Genomic DNA, 16,938 nt, shown 5'->3' with positions numbered 1-16,938 from the left:
GGTCGAGGCCGCAGCGCCTTCACGGCCCAGCCCGAGGGGGAGAATCCCATGCAGAGTCTTAAGCGTCCCGGTCGTACGGCGCCCAAGCGCCGGCAGCTTGTCGTCGAACCCGCTCCGGAGGGCGTCGAACCCGACGCCCTGGAGGACGACGAACTCGACGCGTACGACACCTTCGAGATGTACCGGGTGATCTGCCCGGACTGCGCGCAGCCCATCGCACTGCTGGCGGACGAGGAGGTCCTGCCGGAGCACGCGCTGTGCGCCTCGCCGTGGAACCCGTTCGGTCTCACCGTGTGCGCGGGGACCGGCCGCCTCGCCTCCGAGGCCCGCTCCGCGGACGAGTCGGCGGAGCCCCAGGAGCAGGACACCGCCCTGCTGTTGACGCTCCCTCAGGGGCTCGACTGGCGGACCCAGCCCTTCTCGCACGTCGGCGGCCCTGGCTCGCGGCCGATGCGGGTGCCGGTCATGCGGCGCCACGCCGCCTGAGCGAGCGCACCGCGCCGCATCCGATCCTCGTCGACGCCCGCACCATGGCATCGTGCTGCTCGCCGTGGTGCGGGAGTCGTGCGTGCGGGCCCGTCAACCGCCGTGCCTGCCAGGCGTGTTGAGCTGACGCACCCCGTGCGCGGCGCACGCCCCGGTGTGGGGGTGTCCGCGAACTCACGCCCGAATTGGCGGAGTAGTGACTTGACCGGCGGCCTCCGCGTTGCCCGGGTATGCCCCCCACCTACTCCGCGACCGGGCCCCAGCGACGCGTCTTCGTCCCGCGTCCCGCAGGAACGCTTCAGCCGCCGGCGCCGCCGCAGCAGCAGGACCCGCCGATCTACCGCGACCTGATGCGCATGTGGGCGGACCGCGGCCGGACGCTGCCCGGACATCACGACCCGGAGTGGATCCGGCTCGCGGCGCCGCAGGTCAAGCGCGGTCAGTTCAGCGTGACTCGGGACCCGCTAGGTGACGGGCGATGACCATGCGCTGAATCTGGTTGGTGCCCTCGACGATCTGCAGGACCTTGGCCTCGCGCATGTACCGCTCGGCCGGGAAGTCCGCGGTGTAGCCGTACCCGCCGAGGACCTGGACGGCGTCGGTGGCGACCTTCATCGCGGTGTCGGTGCAGTGCAGTTTCGCCATGGCCGCCTGCTTGGCGAACGGCCGGCCCGCGTCCTTCAGCCGGGCCGCCGCCAGGTACAGCGCGCGGCCGGCCTCGATCTGGGTGGCCATGTCGGCGAGCATGAAGCGCAGGCCCTGGAAGTCGGCGATCGGCTTGCCGAACTGGCGGCGCTCGGTGGCGTAGGTGACGGCCTCGTTCAAGGCCGCCTGGGCCACGCCGATCGCGCAGGCCGCGATGCCGAGCCGTCCCGAGTCGAGCGCGGACAGGGCGATGGCGAAACCCTGGCCCTCCTCGCCGAGGCGGCGCCCATCGGGGACGCGGACGCCGTCGAAGTGCACCTGGGCGGTGGGTGAGCCCTTCATGCCCATCTTCTTCTCCGGCGGGGCCGCGCCGACCCCGTCGGCGTCGCCGGGCACCAGGAACGCGGTGATGCCGCGCGGGCCCTCCTCGCCGGTGCGGGCCATGACGGTGTAGAAGTCGGCGATGCCGCCGTGCGTGATCCACGCCTTGGTGCCGGTGATCACCCACTCGTCGCCGTCCCGGACCGCCCGCGTGCGCAGGGAGGCCGCGTCGGATCCGGAGGCCGGCTCGGACAGGCAGTAGGCGCCGAGCAGCCCGCCGCCGAGCATCGCGGGCAGGTGCTCGACCTGCTGCTCCTTGCTGCCGTAGGTGGCGAGGGCGTAGGAGGCCAGGGTGTGGACGCTGACGCCGAGCCCGACGGTGAGGCGGGCCGCGGCGAGTTCCTCCAGGACCTGGAGGTAGACCTCGTACGGCTGGTCACCGCCGCCGTACTCGCTCTCGTAGGGCAGACCGAGCAGGCCGGACTCGGAGAGCAGCGTGAAGACCTCGCGCGGGAAGCGCCCGGCGTCCTCCTCCTCGGCCGCCTTCGGGGCGATCTCGCGCTGCGCGATGTCGCGGACGAGCGAGATCAGATCCCGGGCCTCGTCCGTGGGCAGTTGACGGTCCACCGTCTGCGGGGCGCGGTCGGGCATGGCGACGATCCTCCCTGTCGGGCACGTCGGCGGACGTGTCGCCTTGGGTTCGGCGGCTCCGCCAGGTCTCTCTGGGCCAGTCCGATGCTCGCGAACCCCGGGTCTCGGAGGCTGCTGACCAGCGGCTGTGCGCTGTGAGTATGCCCGATCGGGCGTATGCCGTCACCAGTTAACGACCGCTCACTCCACAACGTGTCCAGCACGTTACCGCGGTGCGGAATTGGTCCGAACCATTGACGTACTGGTCTAGTCCTCCTACCTTGACGGAGCGGTTCATCAACGCGTTCATGCCAATCGGCCCAGCTCCCCTCTCCCCCACGGAGGACGCACCCCGATGCACAATCCGCACCCCCCACGCCCCCGGCTCCTCGCGTTCGTGTCCGCCGCCTGCGCGGCGGTCCTCGGCGCCGGACTGCTCGCCGGCGCCGCACCGGCCGGCGCCGAGCCCGCCTCCGGCCCGAGACTCTCCGCCGGCTCCAAGGTCGTCGGCTACTTCACCGAATGGGGCACGTACGACCGCAAGTACTACGTCAAGAACATCGAGACGTCCGGTTCGGCGAACAAGCTCACCCACATCAACTACGCCTTCGGCAACGTCACCGGCGGCAAGTGCGCGATGGGCGACTCCTACGCCGCGACCGAGCGCACCTACACCGCGGGCGAGTCGGTGGACGGCGTCGCCGACACCTGGGACCAGCCGCTGCGCGGGACGTTCAACCAGCTGCGCGAGCTCAAGAAGAAGCACCCGGGCCTGAAGGTCCTGTGGTCCTTCGGCGGCTGGACCTGGTCGACCGGCTTCGGCGAGGCCGCCCGCAACCCGGCCGCGTTCGCGCAGTCCTGCTACGACCTGGTCGAGAACTCGAAGTGGGCCGACGTCTTCGACGGCATCGACATCGACTGGGAGTACCCGAACGCCTGCGGTGCCACCTGTGACACCAGCGGCCGCGACGCCTTCAGGAACGTGATGTCGGCCGTGCGGGCGAAGTTCGGCTCCGGCAACCTGGTCACCGCGGCGATCACCGCGGACGCCACCAGCGGCGGCAAGATCGACGCGGCGGACTACGCGGGCGCGGCGCGCTACGTCGACTGGTACAACCCGATGACGTACGACTTCTTCGGCGCCTGGGACGCGACCGGTCCCACGGCTCCGCACTCGGCGCTGACCTCGTACTCCGGCATCCCGAAGGCGCAGTTCCACACCTCGGCGACCATCGCGAAGCTGAAGGGCCTCGGCATCCCGTCGTCCAAGCTGCTGCTCGGCATCGGCTTCTACGGGCGCGGCTGGACCGGCGTCACCCAGTCGCAGCCCGGCGGCACCGCGACGGGCGCGGCGCCCGGCACCTACGAGGCGGGCATCGAGGACTACAAGGTGCTGAGGACGAGGTGCCCGGCGACCGGCACGGTGGGCGGCACGGCGTACGCGAAGTGCGGGGACCAGTGGTGGAGCTACGACACCCCGGCGACCGTCGGGACGAAGATGACCTACAAGGACCAGCAGGGTCTCGGCGGCACCTTCTTCTGGGAGCTGAGCGGCGACACCGCCAACGGTGAGCTGATCAAGGCCATCAGGTAGCCGGTCCCACGGGGGACTCGGGGCGGAGGACCACGAGCCTCCGCCCCTTGCCGTGCGGGTCAGGCCTCACGGCGGGCCGGCTGCGGGGCGCGGTAGGCGGGGGCGAGGTCCTCGATGGCGCGCAGGGCGCCGCCCAGGGTCTTCACCAGCAGTTCGCGCATGGCGTCACGGGGCAGCTCGGGGCGGTCGATCCAGTCGAGGGTGGCGCCCTCCACGCTGCACACCCAGGCCAGCAGGCCCATGCGGGCGAGCGGGGCGATGTCGGTGCGGCCGTACGCGCCCTCCGCGATGGTGGCGATGATCGCCTCGCGCACGCCGTCCCGGACGGAGTGCACCTCGGTGTCGAAGCCGACGCCGCCGCTGACGATGGTGCGGTAGGCGGCCTGGTTGTGCTCGGCGTAGCACAGATAGCTGTCGATGGTGCGGTGCACCCGGTCCACGGGCTCCAGTTCACCCCCGCTCGCCGCGAAGGTCACGAGCTCGGCCACGGATTCCTGGATGATCGCGAGGTAGTAGCCGCGCTTGGACTGGAAGTAGTAGTAGATGAGCCCCTTGGCCACATGGGCCTGCCGGGCGATGTCGTCCATGGAGAGCGCGTCGTACGACGTGTCGGCGAACAGCTTCCGCCCGATGGCGATGAGTTCGGCTCGGCGTGCCATCGAGCGCTCGGTGCCGCGGGCCCTGGGACGGGCCGCGTCGCGCTGCTGACTAATATTCAATTTCGACCCTGTTATCCAACGGGCGGCGGGACATCGGCAGTATGGCAGACGGGCGCCAGCTGCTTGTTCGAGTGTGATCGAGGCTGACGGGTCCGCTCACAGCGGGGTCGGTATATGTCCGGCCCGGGGGCGCGGTGTGGGTCAGCTCACAACAGCCCGAGCTGGGTGACGAGCATCGCGATCACCACGACGAGGGTCCAGCCCATGAGGTGTTCGAGGATCTTGGGGCCGTCTTCCCGGGGTCCGCCGGTGCGGACGCGGCCCGCCGAGGTGGAGTGCGCGGTCATATGCCCCACCTTGCCATCGCCGGCGGCCCGTGCGGCCGAGACGTTGCTCACAGCGGCAGGGCCCCGGTCACCCGGAGCCCTGTCACCGTCGCGCGCCGAGCGGGGTCAGCGCACACCCACCGCGGCGAGCGCGGCGCGCTGGCGGGGCGTCGGCCGCGCCGGGAAGTAGAGGTAGCAGACGCCACCGGTGCCCGAGACGACCTTGCCGCTCGCGTTGTAGCGCTTGGTCCTGAGCCAGATATTTTCCCACTCCCGCCGCTTGTAGACACGGCGTACGGCCTCGTTGGTCGGCGAGTTGGGGTCGTTGGCGATCACGTCGCCGTCGGCGGTGAACCCGACGACGGTCATGAGGTGCCCGGCGGTGCCGTAGCCCGCCCCGGTCAGCTCCTCCTTGAGGAAGGACTGGGACGTGATGGCCGGGATGCCGGCGGCGATCAGCGTCTCCAGGTCGGTCAGTGAGCCGAGCCGGGTGACCACGCCCTGGAGGCCGTCGAAGGTGGCCGCGTAGGCGGCGTTGAACGGCCAGTTCCCGCAGCCCTCGTACTGGTGGTCGTAGGTGAAGCGGGCGGCGTGGCAGACCTGCGGGTCGGTGTACGCCGGATCAACCCAGGACAGTTGCTCCGGGGTGAGCCGGCCGCCCCAGTACTCGATGATCATCTGCGAGGAGGTGGGGCTGCACCAGGCCTCGCCGCCGTTGTCGTATTCCGGGTACTGGCCGACGTGGAGCTCCTGCGAGTAGCGCGGGACGGTCAGCTCGCGGGCGAGGCCGGGCTCCGAGGCGGGGACGGTGAAGCGGTCCGGGACGTCGGAGCCCATCGCACCGGCCCGCCAGACCTTCGGGGTCACCTTGGTGCCGGGCTCGCGGTGGAGGGTCAGCCGCAGCCGGTACGAGGCGAGGCGCAGGCCCGTCGCCGGGTCGTCGATCGCGAAGGTGTCCGTCCAGACGCTGCTGCGGCCGTCGCTCTGGTCGTCGACCGAGGTGCGCCGGATGTCCTGGTCGCCGGCCGCCCAGCGGCCCATCACGTACCAGGGGGTGGCCGTGCCGTCGGAGTAGGTGCCCTCGAGTTCGATCTGCAGCCAGCTCCCGGCCGGCGTGTGCGCGTTCCAGGACGCGATCACCTCGGTCGCCGGGACGGCGAGACGGTGGACGGGGGACGTCCAGGTCGCGTACTCCCAGCGGGCCTTCGTCCCGGTGTGCGGGTCCGTGTACTCGGTCGTGCCCGCCGGCGTGCCGATCACCAGGCCGGGGCGGGAGCCCGCGACGGCGCGGGTGCCCGCGGCGGTGCCGCCGCGCCAGTCCGTGTACGAGGTCCAGGCGCGGTAGTCGACCTGGCGGGCGGCGGCACGGGGGGAGCGGTCGGTGTCGGCCTCGACGGCGGTACCGGCGGCGGCCGCGGGTCCCGCGGTGCCGGTGACGGCTGCGGCCACCGCGGCCGCCAGAACGATTCTGCGGGACGGCTGTTCGGCTGTGCTCATGGGCGGGAGACCCCCAGGTGTCGAGTCGGGTGGGTCCGGTGCACGGGTGTGCGCCAACTATGGCCGCCCCCGGCGGCGTCTGCCAGCACTTCGGCCCCGGGCGTGCCCGCCAATATTGGTCTCGACCACTGGCATGACCTGCGGTTGTCCGCAAAGACACCCTTCACGTCCGCACCCCGGGGCGGGCGCCGACGTCCCGGGGAACACCGGGACGGCGTACCCCGGGACGTGGGACGCGGCCTCAGACGAGGTCCATGGCGGCGATCTGGTCGGGGCGGCCGTAGCCCACCGGGCCGGGGAAGCGGCGCCGCGCCGAGGTGAACCACCACAGCGTGGCCACACCCAGGACGGCGGCGAGGACGACCGGTGCGTAGTTGAACGAGGTCACGGTGACCGGCGCGACGTGCGGCAGCATGAACAGGACGCTGCTGAGCAGGATCCAGGTCACCGCGACCGTCGCGACCGGGCGGCCCCATCGGCCCAGGTGCCAGGGGCCGGGCTCGAAGGCGTCGCCGAGCCGCAGCCGCAGCAGGATCGGGATGCCGTAGGCGAGGAAGAGCCCGACGACGTTCACGCTGACGACGGCGGTGAACGCGGTGGGCGACCACCAGCCGGGCAGGACCAGCACCACCGAGCAGCCGACCGCGAGCCACACCGCGTTGACCGGGGTGCGGGTGCGCGGGGACACCGAGTGCCACCACCGGGACCCCGGCATCGCGCCGTCCCGGGAGAAGGCGAAGATCTGCCGGGCGTTGCTGGTGAGGTTGGCCAGTCCGCAGAACAGCATCGCGCCGATCACGATGACCAGCAGCGCCTTCGCGGCGGCCGGGCCGACCCCGTCGATCAGGACGCGCACGGCGGGCGCGTCGGCGGCGGCCACCTGGTCGTAGTCCCGCACGCTGTAGACGAGGGCGCACATCAGGACGAGACCGGCCGGCGCCGAGAAGGCTATCGAACGAGTGATCCCTTTCGGTGCGTTGACGGTCGCCCGGACCGTCTCCTCCGACATGTGGAAGCTGCCGTCGAAGCCGGTGAAGGTCCAGCTGGTGACCAGCAGTCCGAGCATGCCGCCGTAGAGGCCGCTCGTGAAACCGGTGTTGTTCGCGAAGTGCGCGACGAACGACGCCGGCTGGTGCCGGTCGGGCACGGTGACGAGGGCGGTCACGATGACGGCCAGCCCGCACAGCAGCCACCACACGGAGATCCGGTTCAGCACGGCGACCAGCTGCACGGTGTAGGTGTGGGCGAGCCCCTGCGCCGTGATGATCAGGGCTGTGAGCAGCACCGTCCGGTGGCCGGTCGGCTGGTAGCCGGGCCACTGCAGGGCGATCAGGGCCTGCAGGAAGGTGGCGGCGGCGTACCCGGTGGCGGCCGTACCGCCGACCTGGCCGACGAAGTTGAGCCAGCCCGTGTACCAGGACCAGGCGCCTCTGTGCCGGCGGGCCAGTTTCCCCGCGGAGAAATACAGGGCCCCGCTCGTCGGATAGGCCGAGGCGACTTCCGCCATCGATGCCCCCACGAAGAGCACCATGACGGACACGCCGATCCAGCCGAAGACGAGAATTGCGGGGCCGCCCGCGTCCAGTCCGAATCCGAAACCGGAGAAGATGCCGGCGACCACATTGATGACGGTGAAGGATATGGCGAAATTGTCGAACGCCTGAAAACGACGTGTGAGTTTCCTCGGATAACCCATCGCGCGCAGGGCCGCGTCGTCGTCCAGCGCGATCGGATCCACTGCCCCGCGCGCCCGGGCACGCGAGGCCGGTATCCGTGAGGACACGGTTCTGACCTTCCTCTCGGTGGGGGGTGGAGGCCGTCAGGCACCGGGGACGGGCAGACCGCAGGCGCGGCGCGCCCGGGACAGCTCGTCGGCCGGGTCGCCGAAGACGGCCCAGGGCATGCGCGAGGCGTACGGCCCCATGGCCGTGAACGCCGTACGCGCCTCCTCCGCACGCCGGGCCATGACCAGGGCGTGCGCGAGGTACGCGAGGTCGAGGACCGGAGTGAAGGCGTAGTCGGCCACCGTGGGCAGCCAGTCGCGGTGCAGGGCGACCGCCGTGGCGCGCCACTGCGGCTGCTCCCAGACGCCGTCGGCGAGCAGCCGGGTGGGGTCGTAGCACTCCACGAGGGCGACCAGGGGGAGCAGTCCCAGGGCCGAGCCGGCCGGGGCCCGCTGGCCGAGGAAGGCGGCCACGTCCCAGGCGGCGGTCACGGAGCCGCCGTGGCGGGGGAAGAAGCAGGCGAGGAACCGGTGGTGGGCCTCGCGGTGCCAGGGGTCCAGCGACAGGACGTGGGCGAAGAGACGCCAGGGCCCGGGTGGCGCGGTGAGCAGGCCCCTCGGCGCCGCGTCCCGCAGCCGGTGCAGCCGGGCCATCGCCAGCTTGGCCACCCAGGGCGTGGGGTCGGCGGGATCGGCCCTCGCGGCCCGTTCGCAGGCGGCCAGCGCGATCCGCTCCAGCGCCTCGGCCCGCGGGTCGTGCGCGTCGGCCGCGCGCAGGACCCGCACCACCGCGACCCGCGCCCACAGCAGCATCGCCTCCGGGCCGGGCTCCTCGGCCAGCCAGCGCTCCACGAGGTCGGAGTCGGCGGCCTCCGAGGCGAGCACGAGCGAGCGGTGGGCACGCAGCGCGAAGTCTCCCCGGGTTTGCGCCAAAGCCTCGCGGGCGCCCCGATATCGGCCGGCCCGCACCTCGACGCAAACGCGCGCGAGCACCCGGTCGTCGGCCGCCGGATGCCACACGTACTGCCCTTCGAATAACCCAGCGGCCATCTGTCCCAGCCCATCCCCCGTTGTGGCACCTCACCGTCGCGCACCAGGCACCCTACTCAGCGTCGCCCGCCTCCGGAACATCGATTTCACCGTGGTGGCCGGAGTTTTTCGACGGCAATGGAGAAAGCATGGAGTAGTTCAAAGCGAGACGTTTTCTCATCACGGGCCGGACTCGGTTCCGGCCGCCCACTAGAATGTGCCGACGCGGTGCGCCAGCACTCCCTCCGACTTCGGGAAGAACGATTCACGAGCTCGCCTCCCGGCTCCGCCGGCTGCCCCCGTCCTGCGGTCCGGTCCGCCTGATCGCCGTCGACGGGCACGCCGGTTCCGGAAAGTCCACGTTCGCCCCGGAGTTGGCGCGCTCCCTCGGCGACGCCCCGGTCCTGCATCTCGACGACATCGCCAGCCACGACGAGCTGTTCGACTGGACCGCCCGTCTGACCGCCCAGGTGATCGAGCCCTTCGCCCGTGGCGGGGCCGCCCTCTACACCCCCTACGACTGGCGGGCGCGCCGCTTCGGGCCCTCCGTCGCCCTGCCGCCCGAGCCGGTGGTCGTCCTGGAGGGGGTGGGCGCGGGCCGGCGCGCCCTGCGGCCGTATCTCGCCCGGCTGCTGTGGATGGAGCTGCCGGCCGAGGAGTCCTGGGCCCGCGGGCGGGCCCGCGACGGGGAGGAGCAGCGGGAGTTCTGGGACGGCTGGGTCACGGCGGAACGCGCTCACTTCGCCGCGGACCCGTCCCGGCCCTTCGCCGACCTCCTGGTGCGGCAGAAAAAGCAGGGGACACCGGGATATGAGGTGATGTACGGGCCTGCTGTGACCGCTGGAGCGGACCACTCGGTCACCCACCGTGACGACCCGTCGGCACGGTGCTGAACTGGTGAAGGCTGCTCCCCGGCGACTTCCCGGGGTGCCCCAACTTGGCTTGACCCAAGGGCCGTACAGGTCTTACGTTCTCAATATGCGGTCATGAGAAACCGCTCTCCAGACGCGAAGCCCCCGGTTGTTCCCCCGTGATCGGGGGCTTCGTTCTGCCCGGACGCGGTGTCCCGGGCGCCGAGAGGGGCGATCCGATCACCCTCGGTCACCGCCGCGCGCTCCCCCGATGTGCCCCCACCTCCCCCGACGGCCTGTGCGGCACCCTGGGGCGCGCCACGCCCTCGCAGGTACGATGCCCTCGGTGCGACGTACGGACGGCTGCTCTGCGCACCGTGGCAACTCCGGTCCGCGGTACGGCGGTTCGAATACCGGCGGCCAGGGCGAGCGGTCGGCCAACCGACGGGGGGCACGGTTTGTGGGGGACGTGATGGACTTCGGCACGCAGGGCCCCGAGGCCCCGGCCGACCTCGCCTGGCTGCGAGGTGTGGACGCCTACACGATGGGGGCGTACCCGCAGGCGGAGGAGGAGTTCCGCACCGCGGTGCGGATCGATCCGGGGATGGCCGACGGCTGGCTCGGCCTGCACGCGCTGCGCGTCGACACGACGACCGCGCTGCTGCGGATGTTCCGGCACCGGGACCGCTTCGGGGAACAGCGCGCCCGGCACCGCCGTACGCTCAACTCCTGGTACTGGCTCGGCTGGTGGGTGCAGCCGGTGCTGGAGAGCCCGCGCGATCTTCTGCTGGCCCACGCCTCGCACTGGCTGGACGGACGGCACGTTCCCGAGCTGGACCGCGCGCTCGCCGGGCTGCCGCCCGTGGACAGCGACCACCAGGTCCGCTTCCTGCACGCCTGCCGGGCCTACCTGGTCAAGGACTGGGAGCAGCTCGTGCGGCACACCGACCCCCTGCTCGACGATCCGATGCTCGGCATCGAGGCCGGTCTGTTCGGCGGCATGGCACGGGTGCGCCTGGAGATGTACGGGCAGGCCGAACCCCTGCTGTCGGCCGCGCTGATGCGGTGCCGCAGCGAGCAGCCGCAGCGCAAGGAGCTGCGGTACTGGCTGGCCCGGGCGCACGAGGGCACCGGCCGCTCGGCGGCGGCGCTCCCCCTGTACCGGGCGGTGCACCGCGTCGACCCGGCCTTCATGGACACCTCGGCCCGGCTCGCCGCCATCGCCGAGGGCGACGGGTACGACGACAGCGCCGACCTGGCCGCGATCGCACTGGCCGGGTTCGGGCAGGACGTCGACGGCACCGACGGACTCGACCCGCTGTTCGGCGTCGAGGGACGCGACCTGAAGCTGTCGGACCCCGAGCCGCCGGCCGGCCCCCTGCCGTCGGTGGCGGATCCGGCGGTGCGGGAGAAGGCGGCCGTGCCGTCGCAGCCGCTGCCCGCCGGGCCGACCGACCCCGCGCTGCTCGAGGAGGCGCTCGCCGAACTCGAGCGCATGGTGGGGCTGGAGCCCGTCAAACGCCAGGTCAAGGCGCTGTCCGCACAACTGAACATGGCGCGGCTGCGGGCCGGGCAGGGACTGCCGGTGCAGCCGCCCAAGCGGCACTTCGTCTTCTCCGGCCCTTCCGGCACCGGCAAGACCACGGTCGCCCGGATCCTGGGCCGGGTCTTCTACGCGCTCGGGCTGCTCGGCGGCGACCACCTCGTGGAGGCCCAGCGGGCTGACCTGGTCGGCGAGTACCTGGGCCAGACCGCCGTGAAGGCCAATGAGCTCATCGACTCCGCGCTCGGCGGTGTGCTGTTCGTGGACGAGGCGTACTCGCTGTCCAACACCGGCTACGGCAAGGGCGACGCCTACGGCGACGAGGCCCTCCAGGTGCTGCTGAAGCGGGCCGAGGACAACCGGGACCATCTGGTCGTGATCCTGGCCGGCTATCCCGAGGGCATGGACCGGCTGCTGGCCGCCAACCCCGGGCTGTCCTCCCGGTTCACCACCCGCGTCGACTTCCCCTCGTACCGCCCGCTGGAGCTCACCGCGATCGGCGAGGTGCTCGCCGCCGAGAACGGCGACCTGTGGGACGAGGAGGCGCTGGACGAGCTGCGGTCCATCGCCGGGCACGTGGTCGACCAGGGATGGATCGACGAACTCGGCAACGGGCGGTTCCTGCGGACGCTGTACGAGAAGAGCTGCGCCTACCGGGATCTGCGTCTGTCGGTCTACCCGGGTGCGCTGACCCGGGAGGAGCTGGCGACGCTGCGGCTGCCCGATCTGATGCAGGCGTACGGCGAGGTGCTGTCGGGGCGGGGGCCGCAGGACCCGTCGGCGCGCTGACGGGTCCCGCGGCGTGCGGCCGGCTCAGCCGGCCAGGGCTCCCTCCGGCTCGCCCGTGCTCAGCCTGGGGCCGGTCACCCGTACCTCCGGCAGCTCCCGGTGGGCCGGGTCGCGGACCTCGCCCACCAGCAGCTCCAGCACGTCCTCCAGCGCGACCAGGCCGAGGACCCGGCCGGACGCGTCGGCCACCTGGGCCAGATGGGTGGCGGCCCGCCGCATGACGGTGAGGGCGTCGTCCAGGGGCAGTTCGGAGCGCAGGGTCGTCATCGGGCGCCACACGTGCTGCGGCACCGCCCGTTGGGACTCCTCCAGGTCCAGGACGTCCTTCACGTGCAGGTAGCCCATGAAGGCGCCGTTCTCGGCCGCCACGGGGAACCGGGAGTAGCCGGTACGGGCGGTGAGGGCGACGATCTGGCCGGGGGTGACCGAGGGGCTGACGGTGACCAGCGACTCGCGCCGGAGCAGGACGTCCGTCACCGGACGCGAGCCCAGCTCCAGGGCGTCCTCCAGGCGCTCCTGCTCCTCGGGGTCGAGCAGTCCGGCCTGGCCGGAGTCCTCCACGAGCCGGTTGAGCTGCTCGCTGGTGAACACCGCCTCGACCTCGTCCTTCGGTTCGACGCGGAACAGCCGCAGGACGGCCTGCGCGACCGCGCCGAGGGCGACGGTGATCGGCCGGCAGAAGCGGGCGAAGTACACCAGACCGGGGCTCAGCCACAGCGCGGCCTTCTCCGGTGCCGCCATGGCCAGGTTCTTCGGCACCATCTCGCCGATGACCAGGTGGAAGAAGACGACCGCGGCGAGCGCGATGACATAGGTGAGCGGATGGATCACGCCGTCCGGCATGTGCACCCACTCGAACACCGGCTCCAGCAGATGCGCCACCGTCGGCTCGGCGACCGCGCCGAGCGTCAGGGAGCAGACGGTGATGCCGAACTGGGCGGCGGCCATCATCTGCGGCAGATGCTCCAGCCCGTACAGCACCTGGCGGGCGCGGGCCGTGCCGAGCGGCTCGACCTGGCTGCGGCGGACCGAGACCAGGGCGAACTCGGCGCCCACGAAGAATCCGTTGGCGAGCACGAGCAGCGCGGCGAAGAGAAGCTGGAGCACGCTCATCGGGCTACCTCCACGACGGCCCCGGTGCGCACCAGCCGGACCCGTTCGGCCCGGTAGTGCCCGACCCGGCGCACGGACAGCCGCCAGCCGGGCAGCTCCGCCTTGTCGCCGACGGCCGGGATCCGTCCGAGCAGGTCGGCGACCAGGCCGGCCACGGTCTCGTACGGTCCCTCGGGCACGTCGAGACCTATGCGCTGGAGGATGTCGACCCGGCAGCTGCCGTCGGCGTCCCAGGCCGGCCGGCCGTCCTCGGGCGGGGCCGCGGCGAGTTCGGGCAGGTCCTGCCCGTCGTGCTCGTCCCGCACCTCGCCGACGATCTCCTCGACGATGTCCTCCAGCGTCACCACGCCGGCCGTGCCGCCGTACTCGTCGACGACGACGGCGATGGGCTGCTCGCTGCGCAGCCGGGCGAGGAGCGGCTGGACCGGCAGGGTCTCGGGGACCAGCAGGGCCGGCCGGGCGATCCGGCCGACGGGGGTGCGCAGCCGGTCACTCGAACGGACCGCGAGCGCGTCCTTCAGATGGACCATGCCGACGATCTCGTCGATCCGTTCCCGGTAGACCGGGAAGCGGGACAGGCCGGTGGCGCGGGTGAGGTTCACCACGTCCTCGGCCGTGGCCGACGACTGGAGCGCGCTGACCTTCACCCGCGGGGTCATGACGTGCTGCGCGGTCAGCTCACCGAGGGACAGGGTGCGGACGAAGAGGTCCGCGGTGTCCTGCTCCAGGGCGCCGGCCTGCGCGGAGTGGCGGGCCAGGGAGACCAGTTCGCCGGGGGTGCGGGCGGACGCCAGCCCCTCGGTGGGCTCGACGCCCATGGCCCGGACCAGACGGTTGGCGACGGAGTTCAGCGCTGCGATGACCGGGCGGAACAGCAGGGCGAAGACGTGCTGGGGTCCGGCGACGAAGCGCGCGACCTGCAGGGGCCGCGACACCGCCCAGTTCTTGGGCACGAGCTCGCCGATCACCATCTGCACGGCCGAGGCCAGCAGCATGCCGACGACCACGGCGACACCGGACACCGCCCCCTCGGGGACGCCGATCGCGCTGAACGGACCGCCCAGCAGCTCGGCCAGGGCCGGTTCGGCGAGCATGCCGACGACCAGGGAGGTGATGGTGATGCCGAGCTGGGTGCCGGAGAGCTGGAAGGACAGTTCCCGGAGGGAGGCGACGACCCGGTGGGCCCGTCGATCGCCCTCGGCGGCGGCCTTCTCGGCGTCCGTGGCCTCGACGGTGACCAGGCCGAATTCGGCGGCCACGAAGAAGCCGTTGGCGAGGATGAGGAGGAACGCGGCTGCCAGGAGCAGCAGGGGGGTACTCATGATGCCGCCGCCCCGATATGTCGGGGGCGGGCGGCGCAGGTACTACAGGACGATCCGTCCATCGCTGGAGGGAATCACTCCTCGGGTAGGAGGGGCCTTCGAAGGACCGGTCGGACCCACGAGAGGCGGAGGCGTCGTGGAAACGCCTCCGCCAACAGATTAATCAAGACCGGGGCACTTGCGGCAGGGCGAACGCCCCCGAGTGCGCCCTGACGGGTGGCGGGTCAGCCCTGACGGCCCTCGGGGTCCTGGACGGAACGGGCCTCGGCGAGGGCGCGCAGGGCGCGGGCGTCGGCGATGGCCTTGTCCTTGGCGATACCGGGCTGGATGCCGAGCGCGGGCAGGCTGGTGCCGTCGCTGAGGTCGAGGAAGACCCAGGGGTCGCCGGGCCGCAGGTTCACCCGGACGATCTCGGCCCAGGCCAGCCGGCGCCGGGACGCGATGTTCACCACGGTGACGCCGGCCTCGTCGGCGACCACCCGGACGCGCGCCAGCTGGGCGAGCACGCCGAACATGAGGGCGCCGGTGAGGATGAAGCTGAGCCGCTCCCCCGGGCCGAGCTTGTCCAGCAGCAGCGCGACCGCCGTGATGACAACGAAGATCGCGAGGCCCGCGGCGAGCAGGATGGCGCGGGTGCGGCCCGGCCGGAAGGTGACGGGAAGGGTGGGCAGCTCGGACATGACGGGGCTCTCGGAGGACATCTCGGTGTGTCAGAGGCGGCAGGCGTGGATGGCCGTGGTCAGGATGGCCCGGGCGCCGATGTCGTACAGGTCGTCCATGATCCGCTGGGCCTCGCGGGCCGGGACCATGGCGCGGACGGCGACCCAGCCCTCGTTGTGCAGCGGCGAGACGGTCGGCGACTCCAGGCCGGGCGTGAGGGCGACGGCCTTCTCCAGCTGCTCGACGCGGCAGTCGTAGTCCATCATCACGTACGTCCGGGCGACCAGGACGCCCTGGAGGCGGCGCAGGAACTGCTGCACCTTGGGGTCCTCGGAGTCCGCGCCGGTCCGGCGGATGACGGCGGCCTCGGACTTCATGATCGGGTCGCCGACGACCTCCAGGCCGGCGTTGCGCAGCGAGGTGCCGGTCTCCACGACGTCCGCGATGACCTGGGCGACACCGAGCTGGATGGCGGTCTCGACGGCGCCGTCGAGGTGCACGACGGAGGCGTCGATGCCGTGGTCGGCGAGGTACTTGGCGACGATGCCCTCGTAGGAGGTGGCGATCGTCTTGCCCTTGAGGTCCGCGAGGTCGCCGCCGACGGTGCCCGGCTTGGTGGCGAAGCGGAAGGTGGAGCGGGCGAAGCCGAGCGGCAGGATCTCCTCGGCGCCGGCGCCGGAGTCGATCAGCAGGTCGCGGCCGGTGATGCCGATGTCGAGCTGACCCGAGGCGACGTAGATCGCGATGTCGCGGGGGCGGAGGTAGAAGAACTCGACGTCGTTCTCCGGGTCGACGATCCGCAGTTCCTTGGACTCGCGGCGCTGCTGGTAGCCGGCCTCATGCAGCATGTCCGCCGCAGGGCCGGAGAGTGAACCCTTGTTGGGGACGGCGATGCGCAGCATGAGGTCGGCTTCCTTCGTTCGCTCGGCGGTGTGACGGGGTGGTAGTGCTCAGAGGTGGGCGTAGACGTCGTCCAGGGAGATCCCGCGGGCGACCATCATCACCTGGACGTGGTAGAGCAGCTGCGAGATCTCCTCGGCGGCGGCTTCCTTGCCCTCGTACTCGGCGGCCATCCAGACCTCGGCGGCCTCCTCGACGACCTTCTTGCCGATGGCGTGGACGCCCTTCTCGACGAGTTCGGCGGTGCGGGAGGTGGCGGGATCGCCCTGGGCTGCCTTGTGCTGGAGCTCGGTGAAGAGCTCCTCGAACGTCTTCTTGGACATGGTGACGCTCAGCCTATGCCACATGTGCCGTTCGTCAGCGCCAGGGTTCGGATACCGAGCGCAGGGTCGCCGCCGTCGCCACGGCCGCGGTCACCGCCTCGTGCCCCTTGTCCTCGCTGGAGCCCTCGATGCCGGCCCGGTCCAGGGCCTGCTCCTCGGTGTCGCAGGTCAGCACGCCGAACCCGACGGGGACGCCGCTGTCGACCGAGACCTGGGTGAGGCCCTGGGTCACGCCCTGGCACACGTACTCGAAGTGGGGGGTGCCGCCGCGGATGACGACACCCAGGGCCACGATCGCGTCGTAGCCGCGACCCGCGAGGACCTTGGCGACGACCGGGAGCTCCCAGCTGCCGGGTACCCTGAGCAGGGTCGGCTCGTCGATCCCCAGGTCGTGCAGGGCGCGCAGCGCGCCGTCGACCAGTCCGTCCATCACCTTCTCGTGCCACTGCGCCGCGATGACGGCGACCCGCAGGTCACCCACATTGCGTACGGACAGCTCCGGTGCGCCCTTGCCGCTCACGTTCTCG

16 protein-coding genes are annotated in these 16,938 nt (G+C 71.7%); 4 read left to right on the top strand and 12 right to left on the bottom strand.

What is annotated here, in order from left to right:
- The first annotated feature begins 48 nt into the window (after positions 1–48).
- Positions 49–486, top strand: a complete 438-nt coding sequence (locus ABZ899_RS04270) for a hypothetical protein (protein ID WP_062674396.1) — start codon at positions 49–51, stop codon at positions 484–486.
- A 444-nt stretch (positions 487–930) separates the two neighbouring features.
- Here the strand turns inward: ABZ899_RS04270 and ABZ899_RS04265 are convergent, their stop codons facing one another.
- Positions 931–2,103, bottom strand: a complete 1,173-nt coding sequence (locus ABZ899_RS04265) for an acyl-CoA dehydrogenase family protein (RefSeq protein WP_361340449.1) — start codon at positions 2,101–2,103, stop codon at positions 931–933.
- 334 nt (positions 2,104–2,437) lie between these two features.
- Between ABZ899_RS04265 and ABZ899_RS04260 the strand changes: the two genes are divergently transcribed.
- Positions 2,438–3,676: a glycoside hydrolase family 18 protein gene (locus tag ABZ899_RS04260; RefSeq protein ID WP_361340446.1), complete on the top strand. Its 1,239-nt coding sequence runs from the start codon at positions 2,438–2,440 to the stop codon at positions 3,674–3,676.
- A gap of 59 nt (positions 3,677–3,735) precedes the next feature.
- Here the strand turns inward: ABZ899_RS04260 and ABZ899_RS04255 are convergent, their stop codons facing one another.
- The 5 genes from ABZ899_RS04255 to ABZ899_RS04235 all read right to left on the bottom strand — a co-directional run bounded on the left by ABZ899_RS04255 (position 3,736) and on the right by ABZ899_RS04235 (position 8,931).
- On the bottom strand, positions 3,736–4,395 hold the full coding sequence (locus tag ABZ899_RS04255; protein WP_361340443.1) for a TetR/AcrR family transcriptional regulator: 660 nt from the start codon (positions 4,393–4,395) through the stop codon (positions 3,736–3,738).
- A gap of 146 nt (positions 4,396–4,541) precedes the next feature.
- Positions 4,542–4,682, bottom strand: coding sequence for an SCO1431 family membrane protein (locus ABZ899_RS04250; RefSeq protein WP_361340441.1), 141 nt, complete (start codon positions 4,680–4,682; stop codon positions 4,542–4,544).
- Positions 4,683–4,787: 105 nt separating this feature from the next.
- Positions 4,788–6,158: a peptidase C39 family protein gene (locus ABZ899_RS04245; protein ID WP_361340439.1), complete on the bottom strand. Its 1,371-nt coding sequence runs from the start codon at positions 6,156–6,158 to the stop codon at positions 4,788–4,790.
- 241 nt (positions 6,159–6,399) lie between these two features.
- On the bottom strand, positions 6,400–7,941 hold the full coding sequence (locus tag ABZ899_RS04240; protein ID WP_361340436.1) for an amino acid permease: 1,542 nt from the start codon (positions 7,939–7,941) through the stop codon (positions 6,400–6,402).
- A 36-nt stretch (positions 7,942–7,977) separates the two neighbouring features.
- Positions 7,978–8,931, bottom strand: coding sequence for a hypothetical protein (locus tag ABZ899_RS04235; protein ID WP_361340434.1), 954 nt, complete (start codon positions 8,929–8,931; stop codon positions 7,978–7,980).
- Positions 8,932–9,125: 194 nt separating this feature from the next.
- Here ABZ899_RS04235 and ABZ899_RS04230 point away from each other — a divergent pair, with 194 nt between their 5' ends.
- Both ABZ899_RS04230 and ABZ899_RS04225 read left to right on the top strand, forming a co-directional pair.
- On the top strand, positions 9,126–9,803 hold the full coding sequence (locus ABZ899_RS04230; protein WP_361340431.1) for a hypothetical protein: 678 nt from the start codon (positions 9,126–9,128) through the stop codon (positions 9,801–9,803).
- 430 nt (positions 9,804–10,233) lie between these two features.
- Positions 10,234–12,093, top strand: coding sequence for an AAA family ATPase (locus ABZ899_RS04225; protein ID WP_361340428.1), 1,860 nt, complete (start codon positions 10,234–10,236; stop codon positions 12,091–12,093).
- Positions 12,094–12,117: 24 nt separating this feature from the next.
- Here ABZ899_RS04225 and ABZ899_RS04220 read toward each other — a convergent pair whose 3' ends face one another.
- The 6 genes from ABZ899_RS04220 to ribH form a co-directional block, all read right to left on the bottom strand.
- A complete protein-coding gene (locus ABZ899_RS04220) occupies positions 12,118–13,206 on the bottom strand; it encodes a hemolysin family protein (RefSeq protein WP_361340425.1) in 1,089 nt (362 codons plus the stop codon).
- A complete protein-coding gene (locus ABZ899_RS04215) occupies positions 13,203–14,528 on the bottom strand; it encodes a hemolysin family protein (RefSeq protein WP_361340423.1) in 1,326 nt (441 codons plus the stop codon). The genes ABZ899_RS04220 and ABZ899_RS04215 overlap by 4 nt, the downstream gene beginning before the upstream one ends.
- A gap of 224 nt (positions 14,529–14,752) precedes the next feature.
- Positions 14,753–15,208 carry a PH domain-containing protein gene (locus ABZ899_RS04210; protein WP_361340420.1) on the bottom strand — a complete coding sequence of 152 codons (456 nt, stop codon included), beginning with the start codon at positions 15,206–15,208 and terminating at the stop codon, positions 14,753–14,755.
- Positions 15,209–15,238: 30 nt separating this feature from the next.
- Positions 15,239–16,090, bottom strand: coding sequence for an ATP phosphoribosyltransferase (gene hisG / locus ABZ899_RS04205; protein WP_361340417.1), 852 nt, complete (start codon positions 16,088–16,090; stop codon positions 15,239–15,241).
- Positions 16,091–16,138: 48 nt separating this feature from the next.
- Entirely contained in the window at positions 16,139–16,411 is a 273-nt protein-coding gene (locus ABZ899_RS04200) for a phosphoribosyl-ATP diphosphatase (RefSeq protein WP_003988914.1), read from the bottom strand.
- A 34-nt stretch (positions 16,412–16,445) separates the two neighbouring features.
- The gene (gene ribH / locus ABZ899_RS04195) at positions 16,446–16,931 is read right to left on the bottom strand and encodes a 6,7-dimethyl-8-ribityllumazine synthase (RefSeq protein ID WP_361340414.1); all 486 of its coding nucleotides are present in this window, start codon (positions 16,929–16,931) and stop codon (positions 16,446–16,448) included.
- Between the last annotated feature and the right edge of the window lie 7 nt (positions 16,932–16,938).

The organism is Streptomyces sp. NPDC046859 (assembly GCF_040645135.1).
GTDB lineage: Bacteria > Actinomycetota > Actinomycetes > Streptomycetales > Streptomycetaceae > Streptomyces.
Note: the sequence above shows the minus strand (reverse complement) of the source record. Positions and strands in the feature narration are given on the sequence as shown.

What these genes read in the sequence shown, in the direction of transcription:
- ABZ899_RS04270 (WP_062674396.1), top strand. Translation starts at nt 49, where the DNA reads ATGCAGAGTCTTAAGCGTCCCGGTCGTACGGCGCCCAAGCGCCGGCAG.
- ABZ899_RS04265 (WP_361340449.1), bottom strand. Translation starts at nt 2,103, where the DNA reads ATGCCCGACCGCGCCCCGCAGACGGTGGACCGTCAACTGCCCACGGAC.
- ABZ899_RS04260 (WP_361340446.1), top strand. Translation starts at nt 2,438, where the DNA reads ATGCACAATCCGCACCCCCCACGCCCCCGGCTCCTCGCGTTCGTGTCC.
- ABZ899_RS04250 (WP_361340441.1), bottom strand. Translation starts at nt 4,682, where the DNA reads ATGACCGCGCACTCCACCTCGGCGGGCCGCGTCCGCACCGGCGGACCC.
- ABZ899_RS04245 (WP_361340439.1), bottom strand. Translation starts at nt 6,158, where the DNA reads ATGAGCACAGCCGAACAGCCGTCCCGCAGAATCGTTCTGGCGGCCGCG.
- ABZ899_RS04235 (WP_361340434.1), bottom strand. Translation starts at nt 8,931, where the DNA reads ATGGCCGCTGGGTTATTCGAAGGGCAGTACGTGTGGCATCCGGCGGCC.
- ABZ899_RS04230 (WP_361340431.1), top strand. Translation starts at nt 9,126, where the DNA reads ATGTGCCGACGCGGTGCGCCAGCACTCCCTCCGACTTCGGGAAGAACG.
- ABZ899_RS04225 (WP_361340428.1), top strand. Translation starts at nt 10,234, where the DNA reads ATGGACTTCGGCACGCAGGGCCCCGAGGCCCCGGCCGACCTCGCCTGG.
- ABZ899_RS04220 (WP_361340425.1), bottom strand. Translation starts at nt 13,206, where the DNA reads ATGAGCGTGCTCCAGCTTCTCTTCGCCGCGCTGCTCGTGCTCGCCAAC.
- ABZ899_RS04215 (WP_361340423.1), bottom strand. Translation starts at nt 14,528, where the DNA reads ATGAGTACCCCCCTGCTGCTCCTGGCAGCCGCGTTCCTCCTCATCCTC.
- ABZ899_RS04210 (WP_361340420.1), bottom strand. Translation starts at nt 15,208, where the DNA reads ATGTCCGAGCTGCCCACCCTTCCCGTCACCTTCCGGCCGGGCCGCACC.
- hisG (WP_361340417.1), bottom strand. Translation starts at nt 16,090, where the DNA reads ATGCTGCGCATCGCCGTCCCCAACAAGGGTTCACTCTCCGGCCCTGCG.
- ABZ899_RS04200 (WP_003988914.1), bottom strand. Translation starts at nt 16,411, where the DNA reads ATGTCCAAGAAGACGTTCGAGGAGCTCTTCACCGAGCTCCAGCACAAG.